Here is an 18596-nt window from a genome sequence, read left to right on the forward strand (position 1 = left end):
GTTAATTGTTCTGATCCGGCGTCACCCGCATAACTTCCTCAATGGTGCTCAAACCAGCGGCGACTTTCTGAGCACCTGAGAGGCGAAGCGTATACATGCCTTCCTTGATGGCCTGTTTGCGCAGGTCAGCAATATCGACATTAGCCACCAGCTGGTTCTTCATGGCTTCCGACATAGGCATCAGCTCATAAACGCCTGCACGACCACGATAGCCTGTCTCACGACACTCCAGGCAACCTACGGGGTTGTAGATTTCTGCCGGTACGGGTGCGGCCCATGGGCGGGTCAGAGCCTTCCAGGCGTTCTTATCGATAGACGTCTGTTGTTTACAGTTTGAACAGAGGGTTCTCACCAGTCGCTGAGCCATCACACCCAGAACAGTAGCCTTGATAAGATAATTAGGGACACCCAGCTCAAGTAATCGTGTCAGCGCAGAAGGTGCATCATTGGTGTGCAGGGTTGATATAACCAGGTGACCGGTCAACGCAGCCTGAATAGCCATTTCGGCTGTTTCCAGGTCACGAATCTCACCAATCATAATGATATCCGGATCCTGTCGAAGCAGAGCCCGCAAACCACTGGCAAAATCCAGGTCAATATTATGCTGCACCTGCATCTGGTTAAAACTGGGCTCGACCATTTCAATCGGGTCTTCAATGGTGCAGACATTCACCCGCTCTGTCGCCAGAGTTTTCAATGTTGAATAAAGCGTGGTGGTTTTACCAGAACCTGTTGGGCCGGTCACCAGAACAATACCGTTAGGTTGCTGAGTCATGCTATCCCAGCGACGTTCATCTTCCCTTGAAAAACCCAGCTGTGAAAAGCTTTTCACCAGTACATCCGGATCAAAGATACGCATGACCAGCTTTTCACCGAAGGCTGTTGGCAGCGTCGACAAACGCAGTTCAACTTCATTGCCTTCGATATTACGGGTCTTCAGTCGCCCGTCTTGAGGCTTTCGTTTCTCAGCCACATTCATACGGCCCAGTATTTTCAAACGACTGGTGACCGCTGTCGCGACCTTGGCCGGCATTTGATAGATCAGGTGCAGCACACCATCGATTCTGAATCGAAGATTGCATTGCTCTCTTCTGGGTTCAATATGGATATCACTGGCACGCTGTTCAAAAGCGTACTGCAATAACCAATCCACGATATTAACGATATGCTGGTCGTTAGCATCAGGTGCTTTCATATTGCCCAGCTCAAGCATCTGCTCAAAGCTGTTCAGATGGTTACCCTGACCACCCTTCTCAATCGCTCCAAGGACAGACTGAGCGAGACGATAGAACTCGCCCGTGTAACGACGAATATCCGCCGGATTGGCAACAACCCTGCGAATATCCTTGCGGTTTATATGCCTGAGGTTTTCTTCCCAGCCGGTGTGCCAGGGCTGAGCAGAAGCAATAACGATCTCTTCCGCATTTACTTCTACCGCCAGAATCTGGTGTCTGATCGCATAGGCATGAGACATCACCGGGGTAATGGCTGCCGCATCAATCTTCAACGGATCAATATGAAAACCTTCCTGGCCTGAAAGGTCAGCCAGCCAGGCCACCAGCCAGTCCAGATCCAGCACACGGCCAGTGACTGCATCCTGCAATTCCAGGGAAGCAATGTATTCAACGGGATGAAGCTTCAGCTGTTCCGATGTTCGATGGCTGGTCAGCAGCTCATCAGCCTGAGTCCGTGACAGATTCCCTGTCTGCACCAGATCAGCAACCACTGTCTGCAGATCAAGCAGCAGCGTTCTGTGTCTGAGGGATTTCTTGAATGCGTCTGCCTTCAACTGTCGAGCTCCGGCCACGGTTTATTCCTTTATTGAACTGCAACGATTGTTCTACGTTATTCTCTCGCAATTACCCAAGGGTTGCACTTGAGATATCGACTTCAAGCTAAACCTCTCAACCTCAACAACTCAAAGCCACGCTCAGCCTTGCTTTTATCAGACGGCTGAAGAGGCATTTGCTCCTGCAGCGCTTTGGATATTTCAAACAAGGCAGCTTCGTCACCTTCGAGCAGCTCTATTTCAAGCTCGCAGATTCGACTGGTCAGATCACCGGACTTTACAAAACCATCGTCCAAAACCACTTCTACCCGTGCACTAGGCTCCGCCCAGTTGAGATACCAGCGAGTACGATCAAAGTCCGTAGAAAACAACGGCTGAAATTCACTCTCAGGGTATTCACCTAATGACTCAGGCCAGCGTTCTCTCAAGCCTTTCAGGTCCAGTTCAGGTGCATCAATAGGCCATTCCCATTCACCCCGTTTGGTGAGGCCATTAACACTGCTTCCTTTGGTCTTGAGTGTTTGGAAAAAGGCTCCATTTTTAGTTCGAACTCGCAGCGCCGCAGAGGCTTTATTCAAAGCTCTGTCCGCCGTATCAAAGTAGATATTACCCAGGTGAAATGTTTCTGATGCATTTAATGCGAACTTTTTCCAGAAAGGCAGTGTCTTAAGGGCAGGCAACTGGTTTTCACTGACCGCCAGCTTGAGTTCGGTTTCGTAGCTCATAAGGTTCTCGGTAACATTAAGTGTTTAGACACACTCAATGAACAGTAAGTAAGCCTTTGCCCGCCTCCGGCGAGCAAAGGCTTACTTACTGTTCATATGTCTGAGCACTAAGACTCAGCAACAGAAAACCGCGAGTTTACCTTTTACTGTGCAGGAAGTTCAGCCAGTACCTATAATTTTTCACGGAGTCCGGCAGCCCTGCTTCCGGGAATACATAAACAAGGTCTGAGTATGCCAACCAGCAACCTGCTATCCAGTGTATTCGGGCAGTCTCCTATTGGTCCGATTCAAAGGCACATCGCCAAGGCACATGAGTGCGCCATGGAGCTGGAGCCATTCTTCAAGGCGACCTTCTCAGGAGACTGGTCGGCTGTTGAGAAAATTCAGCAGTCCATCGTTCGCCTTGAAAATGATGCAGATAAAATTAAGAAGAACGTTCGTCTCTCATTGCCGAAAAGCCTGTTTCTTCCTGTCCCCCGTAGCGACCTTCTTGAGATTGTCACAGTTCAGGACAAGGTAGCCAACAGAGCGAAAGATATCGCCGGCATCGTACTGGGCAGACAAATGCTCATTCCTGAACCGATGCATCAGCCGTTTATGGATTATCTCAACCGTTCCATTGCTACGTCTGCTCAGGCGGTAAGAGCCATAGGTGAACTGGACTCACTATTGGAAACCGGTTTTCGAGGCCGGGAAGTTCAGCTGGTCGAAGAGCTGATAGAAGAACTGGACCAGATAGAAAGCGATACCGACAGGCATCAGATTGAAGTCAGAAAGATTCTGTTCCGCCTGGAAAAAGATCTACCTCCGGTAGATGTCATTTTCCTCTACAAGATTATTGACTGGGTCGGCGACCTGGCTGACAGAGCTTCCCGAGTGGGAAGTTACCTCCAGCTACTGCTGGCCCGTTAAGCTGTTTTTCACGGAAATGACTCATGAGCATTATCACTGAGTACGGCACCACTCTGCTTCTTTTAGCCTGCCTGTTTGCCTTTTTCATGGCATGGGGAGTGGGCGCTAACGATGTAGCCAACGCTATGGGCACATCAGTTGGATCAAAAGCCCTGACGATTCGCCAGGCCATCATCATTGCTATCTGCCTTGAGTTTCTTGGTGCCTATCTGGCTGGCGGCTCGGTTACCGACACCATTCGCAAAGGTATCATCGATCCCAGTATGCCAATACTTCAGGAGCAGCCTGAGCTGCTGGTGTTTGGCATGATGGCAGCACTGTTGGCTGCCGGTACCTGGCTTTTGGTGGCTACTCATTACGGTTGGCCTGTCTCCACGACTCATTCCATTGTCGGTGCTATCGTTGGCTTTGCTTCCGTAGGCATTTCTGTCGACGCGGTTAACTGGGCAAAAGTGGGCTCTATTGTTGCCAGCTGGATAATTTCTCCTCTCTTATCAGGCTGTATTGCCTTTATGATTTTTATGAGTGTTCAGAAACTGATTCTGGATACAGAACATCCGTTCAAGAACGCCAAGAAATACGTTCCCATCTACATGTTTCTTGTTGGCTTTATGATGTCCATGGTTACCATGGTGAAAGGCCTTAAGCATATAGGTCTTCCACTGGACTATGCCGAAAGTATTCTGCTGGCAGTACCGGTTGGTCTGCTGGTGATGCTGGCAGGCAAGGCTGCTCTTTCCCGGATTGAAGAAGATGTGCAGGCGGATAAGGCTTTCCACTTCTCCAGTGTCGAGAAAGTGTTCGGAGTCATGATGATCTTCACGGCCTGCTCCATGGCCTTTGCCCATGGTTCCAATGATGTCGCAAACGCTGTGGGTCCTATGGCCGCAGTGGCCAGTATCATCGCCAGTGGCGGAGAAATTACCGGACAGTCGGCTATGCCAAGCTGGGTTCTGTTACTGGGTGCAGCAGGTATTGTGGTTGGCCTGGCGACCTATGGCTACAAGGTCATGGCGACCATCGGCACTCATATTACCGAACTGACCCCCAGCCGTGGTTTTGCTGCTGAGCTGGCAGCAGCCAGTACAGTTGTACTGGCCACAGGAACTGGCTTGCCTATATCCACCACCCACACTTTAGTGGGTGCCGTTCTGGGCGTCGGTCTTGCCAGAGGTATCGGAGCTCTGAACCTGAAAGTCATTGGTACGATATTTATGTCCTGGCTGATCACCCTGCCTGCAGGTGCTCTACTGGCCATTCTTTACTTCCACATACTCAAGGCTGTTTTCTAGACCCTACATTTTTCACTGCTATTAATGACGTGAGGAACAGCCCTGAAATAAGTTCCTCTTTCTAATGTTATTTCGGGACTACTCCTAAGTACACGACCATATTGAGCCATCCGTCATTATCCTGCCTGGTGGGCTAATGACGGTTTGATTCTCGATTATGTGTATCCTCACACATACGTGCTGTTATGATTGATTGGTAATGGCACTTTCTTTTAATCTGCCAGTCCAACGACTAAAAACCATCCACACCAAAGCGCCTGAATAATCGCGATGTGAGAGGAATATGACCGGAACTCTTCAGCCTGACTTTACGTCTGCCTTATCCAGATTGATTGAGATTCCTTCGGTCAGCTCAACCCTGCCTGAACTGGATATGGGCAATATGCCTGTTATCAATGAGCTGGCAGGCTGGCTGGAAAACATGGGCTTCAATTGTGAAATCATGCCGATTCCGGGAGAGCCTAATAAGGCTAACCTGATCGCCACCCTGGGTTCAGGTCCTGGAGGGCTGGTACTGTCTGGCCACACAGATACTGTTCCCTACAATGCCAACCGCTGGAACTTTGATCCTTTCAAAATGCAGGAGGCCAACAACCGTCTTTATGGTTTGGGCACCTGTGATATGAAAGGATTCTTTGCTCTGGCGATGGAAGCGGCACGAGCCTATCTCGACCAACCCTTCAAAGCTCCATTGATCATTCTCGCCACGGCTGATGAGGAGTCATCCATGAGTGGGGCAAGAGCTTTGGCTGCCGCCGGTAAACCCAAAGGCCGTTATGCCGTGATTGGCGAGCCAACAGGTATGGTTCCTGTCTATATGCATAAAGGCATTATGATGGAAAGGGTCAGCATAATTGGCCAATCGGGTCACTCCAGTAACCCTGCACTGGGTAGAAATGCCATGGAGACTGCTCATAAAGTGATCTCCGAGATCATGGCTTATAGAACCGATCTTGGTAGCCAATACAATAATCCCGGTTTTGCCGTCCCAACGCCTACCGTCAATCTTGGCTGCATCCATGGCGGTGATAACCCCAACCGGATTTGTGGCAGCTGTCGTCTTGATTTTGATGTACGACTGCTTCCGGGCATGGACAGCCAACAGTTGCGCAATGGTCTTCGCAAACGCCTTCTGCCTTTTGCGGAACAAGACGGCGTAGAACTTGCACTGGAAGCCATCAGCCCGAGTATTGAACCCTTTGCTGGAAGCAGTGACTCACCATTGGTAAAAGCCTGTGAAGAACTGACAGGCTATACCGCAGAGTCTGTCGCTTTTACCACAGAAGCACCTTTTTTCAGTGACATGGGGATGGATACCGTTGTACTGGGCCCTGGTGATATTGATCAGGCCCACCAGCCTGATGAATTTCTGGCTTTGGATCGAATACAACCGACCATTGACCTGCTTCAGGCATTAATCCGAAAATACTGTCTGAACTGAGCAAATGTCTCGACATATGAATTCATATGTCGAGACTCTTAACCAGCAGATATATGCTCTTCCTGAAAGAATAAGAACGAAAACGAGCTTGCAGCCATGAGCGAACAGCAACAGCAGTACGTAAAATTTTTCAGACAGTCTTCTCCCTATATTCATGCCCATCACGGTAAAACGTTTGTGATCACCCTGGGTGGAGAAGCGCTGGCCCATGAAAACCTGACCAATATCATTAATGATATTGCGCTCCTTAACAGTCTGGGCGTTCGACTGGTGCTGGTGCATGGTGCTCGTCCCCAGATTGAAGAAAGGCTGAAATCCAGGAAGCTGACTTCGAACTTTGTAAACGGCCGTCGTGTAACCGACAGACAGTGTCTGGAATCTGTGATGGATGCTGTCGGCAATCTGCGCGCAAGGATTGAATCAAAACTGTCACTGGGTCTGGTGAACTCTCCCATGCACGGTGCCAGCATTCGTGTCATCAGTGGTAACTTCGTTACGGCCCGGCCTATTGGTGTGATTAATGGCACAGACTTTCTTCATACCGGAGAAGTCAGAAAAGTCGACCAGGAAGCCATCAACCAGCAGCTGGACAGTGGCTACATTGTTCTTCTTTCCTGCCTCGGACACTCACCCACCGGAGAGCTGTTCAATATGGAAGTGGAGGAAGTAGCAACCAATGCAGCCGTCTCCCTGAAAGCCGAGAAGCTGATTCTCTATTCCAGCCAGAAAGGTCTGACTGACGGTCAGGGTAATATCTTCAATAGAATTCCATACCTCGAAGCCAGTCAGTTATTGAAATCCCAGGACGGTGAAATGAAGCGACTACTGACTTCTGCTATCAAAGCCTGTGAAGCAGGTGTCGACCGTGCTCAGTTGATTGATTACCGGCAGGATGGTTCGTTGCTTCTGGAGCTTTTTACCCGTGACGGTTCCGGTACATTGATCTCCCGTGACCGTTATGAAGAGATTCGTGAAGCCACCATTGATGACGTCGGCGGTATTCTCGAACTGATTCAACCGCTGGAACAAAAGGGTATTCTTAGAAGACGCTCGAGAAAGGAACTGGAACGGGAAATAAAACTGTTCAGGGTAATCTCACTGGATGGAATGATCATTGGCTGCGCCGCGATCCATCCATTTAATGGCGACAAAATTGCTGAACTGGCCTGTCTGGTTGTTCACCCTGAATACCGTCAGGACAACCGCGGGGATGATTTACTGGAAGCCATTGAGGAACAAGCTCGGCAGAAAGGCATGGAGAATATCTTTGTCCTGACAACTCGTACCAAGCACTGGTTTCTGGAAAGAGGTTTCAATGAGTCAGGGCCGGAAAATCTGCCGAAGAAAAAAAGGGAGTCATATGACTCTGGTCGTCAATCCAACGTTCTTCTAAAGGCACTCTGAAAACCTCTTCAGGAAAGATCAGAGCGGCGACTGAGGTGGGATAACACCGGCAAGCTGTCGGTCCCAGAATTCGGTTTTGGAAATCACGCTGCGGTAATAACTGCCAATGGCACCGGCCGTCATCTGTTCAATCAGTTGGCGGTTGTACTGCCACCTTAAGACTTGTACGGCCAGTTCATATTCATCGACGTATTGTCCGACCTGTTCCTGTATACGCAGTTTTTCCATGACGTCTTTATGATGGTCATGGAGCTTTAGAATGCTCTCGGCAAAATTTTCCAGGCCGGCTTTTGACTGCTTTCTCATGGTATTCATTTCTTCACGGCCAGTCCTTTCCCGCCAGCGTAGCCAGCTGAACGTTTTTGATTTCCCGGAACGCTTACCGGTAATTTTATCCATTCGATATTCATTCAGCCGGTCATTCCAGTTGTTAACCAGCAGCTCTGCAAGAAAGAAGAAGCCAAAAACAATCACACCATCAACCGACGGCTTGGGCAGGTAAGGAGAAATTTCCAGTTTTGGCAAACCGGTGATGCCATGCCAGCCCACTTTAAGCCCATGAACAGTCGTTGCTTTAACAGCACCTTTAATCCAGCTTTTTAAGTAACAACCCAGCCCAGACTTAACCAAAGTAAATGCATTAGCTACGTTACTGGCCTGTTTATTAAATCGACCTTTCTCATCTTCCGTTAGTTTTACATCAGGCATTTCTTCTTCGAGAATACGTTCAAGCTCTTCATAAGAAGCCTCTGATGCTTCACCCTGTTTTTGTTTGCTGGACAACTTAGGAAAAACATCTTGCAACCACTCAGATTTATTGGTTTGAAAATGGTAACGAGTGCCTAGCACCCTTGGATCATTGGCTGCCCGATTAAATACTTTTATCCGCTGAGCCTCTGGCATTTTTTCAAAAACACTCGTCCAGAGGTGATCGACTTTGCCCGTCCATTCCCTGTCCATTCTTGATACATCTTCAACTGCAGCAGTATAAAAACGCTTATAGATATGAAACGCTTCTTTAAGATTATTCCTTCGATATAAATACCGTGCTTTCCCTTCTTCAAGTTTGATCACTGTTTCAAGGCAACTTTCATCTTCTTTCATCTTTACCCGGGCTTCAGCATCCAGCTCCAGCTCGGAATACGAATTAAAAATTCGGGTCAGTGTTTCATGGGAACAGATATATCGCAGACTTTTCAGGAAGGTTCGAAATCTCTTTTCATCCAGCTCAGATATAACCCCAAGATCGCTTACTTCAAAATTATAATCTCTTGAAGACTCTGCCTGCTGAAGTGCTCGAATAGCCTTTGCCATTCTGATCATTTCAGTACCACCGCTCCATGCACCGGTCCAGGCAATATACGTAAATATTGTCATAGCGGAGCCTATACCGCCTGAAACCAAGCCAGTCATGACAGCACTGACAATCATGGCAAAAGTATTGAGAACAATATCTTTTTTATTTCTCAGTACATAACGCTTCAACCTGTTTTTCAGGTCATTTTTGCTCAGCTTGACGCCACCGCCGCTATCGACGACGGTTTGAATATACTCTTTATCTTCATGATCAAGCTGGTATTTCGTTGCCTTGGGTTTTTCCAACACCGGGGCTGGTGGATTTAATCCAGCTGTTTCGCCAAGTGTTTGTTCAATTGGAGGCAGCGGCTGGCTACCTTCAGTACTGAATTGCCAGCGAAGCGCATTTTTGATATCAACCAGTCTCTCGAATGTGACATCCTTTTCTCTGCCAACACTTTTTTCTAGCAGTAACCCTCTCACTGCACGCTCAACATCATCCGCCGAGGCTCCATACTCATTCACTGCCAGTTGAATCAGGTCTGGTACCAGCGCACTCTCCAGAAAGCCGACGGGCAGCCTTCTGTCATGAGCCAGAAATTTGTAAGCCAAACCTACTGAGGTACAGGATGCTGTATCTTCGACTTCACCAAGCAGCTTTTCGTCAATTGCTCTGGTGCCACCCGATAACACAACTTCCATTTTGCCGTTTTTAAGCTCTTCACCGAGCTTGCAGACATCGTGATAAGCCATGACACAGGCAATGCGGTAATCATTCAGGCTGCGCTGAACTGCGCTGTCAGACGAGGAATGTCCTTTCTGGCAAACTCTCTCATAAAAACTGAGGGCTTCACGGGCTGAAGGACCACTGCCAAGAACTCTTTTTGCCAGACGTGCGATACCTTTAAACAGGCCAACGACTCTGCCTCCCCAACGGCCATAGTCGATCTCACCAAGGGATGGTGTCTCTTTATGGCGGGGAGCAACTCTTCCCGAAGAGTTGAAAGCTGGCTGGTCCGTAGGCCCTAGCGGCATACCTCTGAATCCCTGAGATATCGATTATTGATGCCACTGCCAAATCCTTTAGATCAGCATCAAATAAGCAATTGCTGAAATATAAACTTATGGAATATAAAGGCGCAGTAGTTATTAATAAGAAATATAGTAAGAGAGAGGCTACGAGGCGGATTAAATCAGTTCACAGAAAAATAAAAGAGGGGGTATGTGAAACAAGAGCAACTGTTTTTTGAAAGCTGCTCCCGAAATAGCACGGTTACTTTCTGTCCAGCACCAGATAGCTGAACGTCAATGGCTCTTCATCTTCAGAGTGCTGATCTTCCCGAGCAATCTCCTGCCACTCACTGTCATCAAGTTCAGGAAAGAATGCATCACCCTCAAAGCTTTGATAAACACGGGTCAGATAAAGACGGTCAGCCTGAGGTAATGCCAAACGATAAATCTCGGCTCCACCAATCACCATCACTTCACCCTGGCCGTTAATCAGGGCAACGTCTTCTGCCAGAGAAATGGCGTCTGCCAGAGTGTGAACAACTTTCACACCTTCATGTGTCCACTCTTTGTCTCGAGTGATAACAATATTGGTGCGACCCGGTAGAGGCTTGCGGAGAGAATCAAAAGTCTTGCGACCCATAATGATCGGCTTACCCATGGTAACTGCTTTGAAGTAACGCAGATCACCCGGCAGATACCATGGCATTTTATTATTGATACCGATGGCATTGTTCTCGGCTACCGCGGCAATCATGGCTATTTTCATAAGATGGAATCACTGATAAGAAAACCTGCAACCCATTCTCTTTGATCAAATGGCTGTGATCAAATGTCTTTAGGAGTAGCCCCGAAATAACTTCCCGATTTACTTTCCCCTTTGCTCCGCAAAGGGGAAAGTAACATTAGAAGCGGGAGCTTATTTCAGAGCTGCAGGCTCAAGGACTGAAAGGCTTGCGGAATTAAGCGTCTTTCTTAGGACTGAACACACCGACATTCTCATGACCTTCATCACGAAGATGCATAGCGTGCAGCTGACTCATTACGCCTTTTTCACAATAGAGCAGGTAGTTCTTACTCTTATCCAGTTCCGGGAACTTAGTGCGCAGCTGATAGAAAGGAAGCGTCAGCACTTCCTGGTCCGGCAGAGAGAACGGTTTAATTTCTTCTTCATCAGGGTGACGAATGTCAATCACTACATCGTTCAGTTCGGTGTGATCAACCACTGCCACTTCTTCGCGTGCCAGGTCATCAGAGACGATATCCGTCATAAATACTTTACGACGGGTAGCAATGGCCTCATCCAGTACGCTGAAATCAAATTTGCTCTCTTCATGAACAATTTTCTCAGGCTTGGCTTTGGTGGTCGGATTCTTTGAAATGACAGCACAGTACTCAGGAATGTTCTTAACAAACTCTTCAGTACCGATACGGGTAGAGATGTTGATAATGTCCTGTTTATCCATGGCTACCAGAGGACGAAGCACAAGATGGTCTGTAACAGAATCAATCACTGAAAGATTGGTCAGTGTCTGACTGGACACCTGAGCAATAGCTTCGCCGGTGACCACTGCTTCCACATACATCTCTTTTGCCACCTGAGCGGAAGCACGCAGCATCATGCGCTTGAGAATAACGCCCATCTGGGAGTTATCCACTTTGTTCAGAATCTCTTCTACCACACCTTCAAAAGGTACAGTTACGAAGCTGACGTTATGGGATGAGCCATAACGACTCCACAAGTAGTAAGCCACTTCCTTAACGGCCAGCTCATGAGCATGACCACCAAGATTGAAAAAACAGAAGTGTGTTCGTACACCGCGTTTCATCATCAGAAAGCTGGAAACAGTAGAGTCAAAACCGCCGGAAATCAGGGACAGGCAAGGCTCCATGGAACCCAGTGGATAACCACCCAGACCAGGACCACGATCCGTTACCAGGAAGTAACGCTGTTTTTTTATTTCAATCTTTACGACAACGTCAGGATTCTTCAGTTTTACACCAGCTGCATCGGTCTGCTGGTTCAAACCACCACCGACGTATTTCTCAACATCAACAGATTTAAACTCATGCTTGCCAGAACGTTGACAGGTCACGCGGAACGTCTTGCCTTTCAGAACGTCACGGTTCACTTCAACGGCGTTCTCCACAATGTCGTCGAAGTCGGTCAGCGGATACTCTTTTACCTGCTGCCAGTAAGCAATGCCCGGAATAGTGCCGAGCAGATCTTTAACCTGGGCAACCAGAATACTGTCGTCGGAACTGGTCGCCAGTTCAATGAAATCCCAGTTGCCTGTAACGACGACACCTTCATCGACGCTCTTAAGGACGGCCCGAATATTCTTGCGAAGCTGTTTGATAAAACGCTTACGAACCGGTGGGCTTTTAATAGTGATTTCGGGAAACAGCTTAACGATAAACTTCATGGATCTGGATTACCTGAATCAGCCTGCACAGATAAAGTGCCAACCAGAGAAGAGGACAGCACAGCAGGATAGAATTTTGATGGCGGAATTATACAGAAATGTCCAGTCGTCAGACATCTCTTGATGACAGCCATTGATCAAAGTCATAGCCAACCTCCGAACGGAAGTACAACCACCTACAGGCATTAGTACTCTGCACATTTTCACGATACACTGTGCCGCGCTTGAGTTTGGAGCACAGCAGAACCTTTTCTTTTGCTTGTACGCACCAATATAGTGCAACTATAAAAGCATAAAGCACTAAATTTGTGCATTTATTCGAGCAGAGTTCAGACCGTTACAGTGTCATTAAGTACTAATGAATTGTCTGAACAGTCATTCAACGCTTTTCACTGAGCTTTGACTGAACAAATGTTCGAATATTGATCAAATTCCAGTTCTGGCATAGCGATTGCTTTACAGAATGGGAACGTTGCCCAGGCAACAAACGAACATGCAGACCGACGGATACGATGTACAGGGCCTCGACCTGACAGTCGACCAACGGTGCTCACATAAGAGCTATAAGTCCTTTGGAGGATACAAAAAATGTCTAAAACTCTGGACCTGATCAAGGATCATGACGTCAAGTGGGTTGATATGCGTTTTACCGACACCATTGGTAAAGAGCATCACGTTTCCATGCCGATCAGCGAAATCGATGAAGATTTCTTCGAAATCGGCAAGATGTTCGACGGCTCCTCCATCGCTGGCTGGAAAGGCATTAACGAATCCGACATGATCATGTTACCGGACGACGAAAGTTCTGTAATTGATCCGTTCACCGATGAAACCACACTGAACATTCGTTGTGACATCATCGAGCCAAACACCATGCAAGGCTACGAGCGTGACCCACGTTCCGTTGCCAAGCGCGCTGAAGAATTCCTGAAGTCTACCGGTATTGCTGACACCGCTTTCTTTGGTCCGGAGCCAGAATTCTTTGTATTTGACGACGTCAAATGGAACGTGGGCATGTCCGGCGCGTCTTACGAGATCAACTCTGAAGAAGCAGCCTGGTCTTCCAATAAGTCTTTCGAAGGTGGCAACACCGGTCACCGTCCTCGCGTTAAAGGCGGTTACTTCCCGGTTCCTCCTGTTGACTCCCTGCACGACATCCGTGCAGCCATGTGTACTGCCATGGAAGCACAAGGTCTGGGCGTAGAAGTACATCACCACGAAGTGGGTACTGCCGGTCAGTGTGAAATCGGTGTTAAGTTCAACACCATGGTTAAGAAAGCTGATGAAGTTCAGGTTCTGAAGTACGCTGTTCACAACGTAGCTCACGTTTACGGCAAGACTGCTACCTTTATGCCTAAGCCGGTAGTAGGCGACAACGGTTCTGGTATGCACGTTCACATGTCACTGAGCAAAGACGGTGAAAACCTGTTCTCTGGCGACAGCTATGCAGGCCTGAGTGAAAACGCTCTGTACTACATCGGTGGTGTCATCAAGCACGCTAAAGCAATCAACGCATTTGCCAACGCTTCCACCAACTCTTACAAGCGTCTGATTCCAGGTTTTGAAGCTCCAGTAATGCTGGCTTACTCTGCCCGTAACCGTTCCGCTTCTATCCGCATTCCTTTCGTGAACAGCCCTAAGGCTCGTCGCGTAGAAGTTCGCTTCCCTGATCCAACTGCCAACCCATACCTGTGCTTCGCTGCACTGCTGATGGCTGGCCTGGACGGCATCAAGAACAAGATCCACCCTGGCGATGCTGCTGACAAGGATCTGTATGACCTGCCAGCTGAAGAAGCGCTGGAAATTCCAACCGTTGCCGAGAGCCTGGAAGAAGCTCTGGCATGCCTGGACGCCGATCGTGAGTTCCTGACTGCCGGTGGTGTATTCACCGACGACATGATCGATGCTTACATCAATCTGAAGAAAGAAGAGTGTGTAGCTGTTAGCCAGACTACTCACCCGGTAGAATTTGACCTGTATTACAGCCTCTAATCCTACCCAGAAAGTAAAGACTCACTTTACTCTCTAGACAAAAACCCCTAAAGCCGGAGCTGCTAATTTTCATAAGCACTCCGGCTTTTTCCATTCTATGGAAAAGCCCGCCACTGTTATTCCCGACCCTGCCGAAGTACTCTATGTGGCAAACACATTTTGCAATAAGAATGCTTGGCAAAATGTACGTGACACACTCTTCATATTTCATGGACAGATCATGCCAGGTAAACTAATTTTCACCCTGTTTTTATCCAGCTTATTTGTTCTTCCAGTGGCAGCAGGCGCTATCTACAAAACTGTGGATGCTAACGGCAACACTGTTTACACCGATTCCCCTCCCGCTAACCAACGAGCAGAGGAGGTAGATTTACCTGTAATTACTCCTCTGCAAATCAACTCACCACAAAAAATCTACAGACCCAAAACCAGAAAGCAGACGATAGCAGACACTGATTACAGCTCTCTGGAAATCACCAGCCCCACCCACAACGCCACTGTTAGAAACAACGGTAACCTCACGGTTTCAGCAAAGCTCGATACAGCCCTCATGTCCGGCCACAAGTTTCAGCTCTTCATAAATGGCAAGGCATACAGCAAGAAGCAGCGAAGCCCCAGTTTCAAACTTTCCGATATGAACCGTGGCACGCACACTTTGGAGGTTGCCATTGTTAACAGCAGAGGCAAGAAGCTGGAAACCGCTTCCAGCACCATCCATGTCCAGAAAGCCATATACAGGGCTCCTGTAACTCCCCAGCCTCGCTCCTGACTCAATCTCACCTCCAGGAGCCTGTCGGACTTACCACTGACCTAGTGCCTCAAAACAATTACGCACCACTTTGGTGCGCGTTTCTTTTTTAACTTATACTAGCCCCTTCACAGTGCATCCTTACTGCAATCGCTTTACCTGAAGATGCAGCCTTTAATACACAACTCTTATTTTAACGACCATCAACAATACTGGCTCGACTCTTGCAAGATAGATAATTGCAAAAATAAGAAGAAAGCCTAAAAACAAGAGCTGAAGAGTATCTAACGTGAATGCCAACTTCCTGCTGGACAATCTGAATACCGCAATCATTGCTCTTGATGAAGGCTTTAGTCTGTCTTATCTGAACCAGGCTGCAGAAGCCCTGCTGGACATCAGTCAAAAAAGCAGTAAAGGCCTGCCTGTGAGCAGCATCATAGAGCACAGCGCGTTACAGGAAGATTTGCACAGAGCCAGACAACAAAACCAGCAGTTCACTCGAAGAGAGTCTGAATTGATGACCCACAATGGTGCAATTCTGGTGGACTATACCGTTACGCCTTCGGACATCAGTGAAGCCTCACTGATTATCGAAGTTCACCCACGAGACCGCCTTCAGCGTATTACCCGGGAAGAATCTCTGGTGGCCAAGCAAACAACGTCCCGAATTCTGGCACGTGGTCTGGCTCATGAAATCAAAAACCCTTTAGGTGGCATTCTCGGTTCTGCCCAGCTTCTGGACAGACAGCTGAATGAGCCAGACCAAAAAGAATATACGTACATTATCATTGAAGAAGCCAAGCGTTTACGAGACCTGGTTGATCAGATGCTGGGGCCTATTCAGCCACCCAAGATGCTCGATCTGAATATTCATGAAGTACTGGAAAGGGTCATTCAGCTGACTCATGCTGAAACAGAAGGCGAGTTGAGCATTATTAAAGATTATGACCCCAGCATTCCAAACTTCCCTGCAGACCGGGAACGACTGATTCAGGCGCTGCTGAACCTGTTAAGAAATGCCATGCAGGCCATTAAACAATATATGCCTCTGTCTGATGGCGAAGTCAGGGTGACCAGCCGAATTGCCCGCCAGTTTACCATTGGCAACAAACGACAAAGGCTCGTTTGTCATCTCACTATTACCGACAACGGTCCTGGTATTCCCGAGCACCTTAAGGAAAGTATCTTCTACCCGATGATCAGCGGTCGTCCTGAAGGAACCGGGTTAGGACTGCCAATGGCGCAGTACATTATCAGCCAGCATCACGGCTTGATCGAGTGCGACAGCAAACCCGGGCAAACCAGTTTTCACGTCTACCTGCCTCTTCTTACGGAAGAAGCCAGTCAATTTAACGGAGCCTATCAATGAGCACTAAAGCCAATATCTGGGTCATTGATGATGACCGTTCCATTCGCTGGGTTCTGGAAAAAGCGCTACAAGCAGAAAGCATCATTACTGAGTCGTTTGAATCGGCGGACTCTGCTCTGGCAGCTCTAAAGCACAGCCAGCCTGAAGCGATTATCAGCGATGTCAGAATGCCGGGCATGAATGGTCTGGAGTTTATGGTAGAAGTTCAGAAAGAGTTTCCGGATCTGCCTGTCATTATTATGACCGCCCACTCCGATCTCGACAGCGCTGTTTCTTCTTACCAGAGCGGTGCATTTGAGTACTTACCTAAACCCTTTGATGTCGATGAAGCGATTGCCCTGACAAAACGCGCACTTGAGCACAGTCGTCAAAACAAAGCAAAACTGACGGTCAAACCCATTGAAAACAGCACTGAAATCATCGGCGAAGCACCTGCCATGCAGGAGGTTTTCAGAGCTATCGGTAGACTGTCTCAGTCCAATATTACGGTTTTAATTAATGGCGAATCCGGTACGGGTAAAGAATTGGTTGCCAAAGCACTGCACCGTCACAGCCCAAGAGCCGAGAGTCCCTTTATTGCACTGAATATGGCCGCCATTCCCAGAGACCTGATTGAATCAGAGCTTTTCGGGCATGAGAAAGGTGCCTTTACTGGCGCAGGCGCCATGCGCAAAGGTCGCTTTGAACAGGCCGCTCACGGAACCCTGTTTCTCGATGAAATTGGCGATATGCCTGCTGACACTCAGACTCGGCTTTTGAGAGTATTGGCTGATGGTGAGTTCTATCGGGTTGGTGGACACACTCCCGTGCAAGCTGATGTAAGAATCATTGCCGCCACTCACCAAAATCTGGAAAAACTGGTAGAAGAAGGCACCTTCCGTGAAGATCTTTTCCACAGATTAAACGTTATCAGAATACACCTGCCTCGCCTTCAGGAAAGAGCTGAAGATATTCCTGTGCTGGCAAGGCACTTCCTGAGCTCGGCCGCTAAAGAACTCAATGTTGAAACAAAAATTCTGACCGAAGAAACCGCTCAGTATATTGCCTCACTCAGATGGCAGGGTAATGTCAGGCAGCTGGAAAACACTTGTCGCTGGCTAACCGTTATGGCATCAGGTCGAGAAATTCTTATCTCTGACCTGCCGCCAGAGTTGATGGAACAAAACGACTCAGGACTAGTGATCACTCAACCTGTCAGCTGGGAGCATCAGTTAAAGCTCTGGGCTGATAGAGAGCTGGCCACAGGTAACAGCGGCATTCTGCAAAAAGCGGTGCCTGCTTTTGAACGCATTCTGATTGATGCGGCCCTTCAACATACCGGAGGCCGAAAGAGAGATGCGTCTGACCTTTTAGGCTGGGGACGAAATACCCTGACACGCAAGATAAAAGAACTGGGTATTGAAAGTATGTCCGAGACTGATTAGGAGGGGCTGTATTAATCTGACAGCAAAAATCACACTAACGCCTTATAGGCACTTATACGTAAATCGCGTTTTAATTAGGGGCTGGAACTTAATTAGCCGAATGCAGAGCCGTTTCTCATATTGGAAGTTCAGTAGGGATTTGAACGAATATAAGATACTCGGCTTAAAGTCCATACTGAAAATGAAGCTCACTTTCATATGGGTGGCCCCATGGGCAAATTATACGGATATAACAAAGCCTTCCTACCTCTCCTGCTGGGATTTATCCTTATCACAGGTATCACCAGTACACAGGCTGCAACACAGGGAAAGATGGGGAGTACCTCCACTGCCAGTATGGTGATCCGGCTTATTATTCACCCTAATGTCAGAACCAGCATCGCTGAGACCTTCCAGGACGATAAACACACGGTTACCAAAGCAAGAATCAACCAGAAAGAACCTCTCTGCATTAAAGGCACCGGAATGGATCACTACAAAGTGACCGCCAACGGATCCGGACCCGAAGGACAGTTCATCATTAAGGAAAATGAACGGAAACTGGCTTACAACGTCAATATCTGGAATGGCAGCAACAAGCTCGACACCCTCAGCCATGGCCAGCCTGGCCGCACCTTAAGAACCAGTAAGCTCAACAGCAAATGTGACGACAATAGAACCTCTTTCAGTGTCGACATGCCTGCAAAGCAATTCTTCAAAACAGCACTTGGCACATTGGGATTAACTATCAGCGCAGAATGAAGCGATTAAAACTAGCACTGTTTACCTAG

The 18596-nt window shown here is 48.1% G+C and carries 14 protein-coding genes; 9 read left to right on the top strand and 5 right to left on the bottom strand.

What is annotated here, in order from left to right; translation table 11 throughout:
- Position 1: 1 nt before the first annotated feature.
- Positions 2-1744, bottom strand: a complete 1743-nt coding sequence (locus tag EOPP23_RS06020) for a GspE/PulE family protein (RefSeq protein WP_153765886.1) — start codon at positions 1742-1744, stop codon at positions 2-4.
- A 146-nt stretch (positions 1745-1890) separates the two neighbouring features.
- Entirely contained in the window at positions 1891-2514 is a 624-nt protein-coding gene (locus EOPP23_RS06025) for an inorganic triphosphatase (RefSeq protein ID WP_153765078.1), read from the bottom strand.
- 231 nt (positions 2515-2745) lie between these two features.
- Between EOPP23_RS06025 and EOPP23_RS06030 the strand changes: the two genes are divergently transcribed.
- The 4 genes from EOPP23_RS06030 to argA all read left to right on the top strand — a co-directional run bounded on the left by EOPP23_RS06030 (position 2746) and on the right by argA (position 7563).
- Positions 2746-3426: a TIGR00153 family protein gene (locus tag EOPP23_RS06030; RefSeq protein ID WP_153765079.1), complete on the top strand. Its 681-nt coding sequence runs from the start codon at positions 2746-2748 to the stop codon at positions 3424-3426.
- Between the two features lie 23 nt (positions 3427-3449).
- Positions 3450-4718, top strand: a complete 1269-nt coding sequence (locus tag EOPP23_RS06035) for an inorganic phosphate transporter (protein WP_153765080.1) — start codon at positions 3450-3452, stop codon at positions 4716-4718.
- Positions 4719-5001: 283 nt separating this feature from the next.
- Positions 5002-6159 carry an acetylornithine deacetylase gene (gene argE, locus EOPP23_RS06040; RefSeq protein WP_153765081.1) on the top strand — a complete coding sequence of 386 codons (1158 nt, stop codon included), beginning with the start codon at positions 5002-5004 and terminating at the stop codon, positions 6157-6159.
- A gap of 96 nt (positions 6160-6255) precedes the next feature.
- Positions 6256-7563, top strand: coding sequence for an amino-acid N-acetyltransferase (gene argA, locus EOPP23_RS06045; protein ID WP_153765082.1), 1308 nt, complete (start codon positions 6256-6258; stop codon positions 7561-7563).
- 18 nt (positions 7564-7581) lie between these two features.
- Here the strand turns inward: argA and EOPP23_RS06050 are convergent, their stop codons facing one another.
- The 3 genes from EOPP23_RS06050 to thiI form a co-directional block, all read right to left on the bottom strand.
- The gene (locus tag EOPP23_RS06050) at positions 7582-9894 is read right to left on the bottom strand and encodes a hypothetical protein (protein ID WP_153765083.1); all 2313 of its coding nucleotides are present in this window, start codon (positions 9892-9894) and stop codon (positions 7582-7584) included.
- Positions 9895-10132: 238 nt separating this feature from the next.
- Complete coding sequence (locus EOPP23_RS06055) at positions 10133-10636, bottom strand: dihydrofolate reductase (RefSeq protein WP_153765084.1); 504 nt, start codon at positions 10634-10636, stop codon at positions 10133-10135.
- A 193-nt stretch (positions 10637-10829) separates the two neighbouring features.
- Positions 10830-12293, bottom strand: a complete 1464-nt coding sequence (thiI, locus tag EOPP23_RS06060; protein ID WP_153765085.1) for a tRNA uracil 4-sulfurtransferase ThiI — start codon at positions 12291-12293, stop codon at positions 10830-10832.
- A gap of 588 nt (positions 12294-12881) precedes the next feature.
- Here thiI and glnA point away from each other — a divergent pair.
- The 5 genes from glnA to EOPP23_RS06085 all read left to right on the top strand — a co-directional run bounded on the left by glnA (position 12882) and on the right by EOPP23_RS06085 (position 18567).
- Complete coding sequence (gene glnA, locus EOPP23_RS06065) at positions 12882-14285, top strand: glutamate--ammonia ligase (protein ID WP_153765086.1); 1404 nt, start codon at positions 12882-12884, stop codon at positions 14283-14285.
- 220 nt (positions 14286-14505) lie between these two features.
- Positions 14506-15054, top strand: coding sequence for a DUF4124 domain-containing protein (locus EOPP23_RS06070; protein ID WP_194842513.1), 549 nt, complete (start codon positions 14506-14508; stop codon positions 15052-15054).
- A 268-nt stretch (positions 15055-15322) separates the two neighbouring features.
- Entirely contained in the window at positions 15323-16402 is a 1080-nt protein-coding gene (gene glnL / locus EOPP23_RS06075; RefSeq protein ID WP_370514688.1) for a nitrogen regulation protein NR(II), read from the top strand.
- On the top strand, positions 16399-17826 hold the full coding sequence (gene glnG / locus EOPP23_RS06080; protein WP_153765088.1) for a nitrogen regulation protein NR(I): 1428 nt from the start codon (positions 16399-16401) through the stop codon (positions 17824-17826). Before glnL ends, glnG begins: the two co-directional genes overlap by 4 nt.
- Before the next feature lie 210 nt (positions 17827-18036).
- The gene (locus EOPP23_RS06085) at positions 18037-18567 is read left to right on the top strand and encodes a hypothetical protein (protein ID WP_153765089.1); all 531 of its coding nucleotides are present in this window, start codon (positions 18037-18039) and stop codon (positions 18565-18567) included.
- The last annotated feature ends 29 nt before the right edge of the window (positions 18568-18596 follow it).

It is taken from the genome of Endozoicomonas sp. OPT23, from assembly GCF_009653635.1.
Classification (GTDB): domain Bacteria; phylum Pseudomonadota; class Gammaproteobacteria; order Pseudomonadales; family Endozoicomonadaceae; genus Endozoicomonas_A.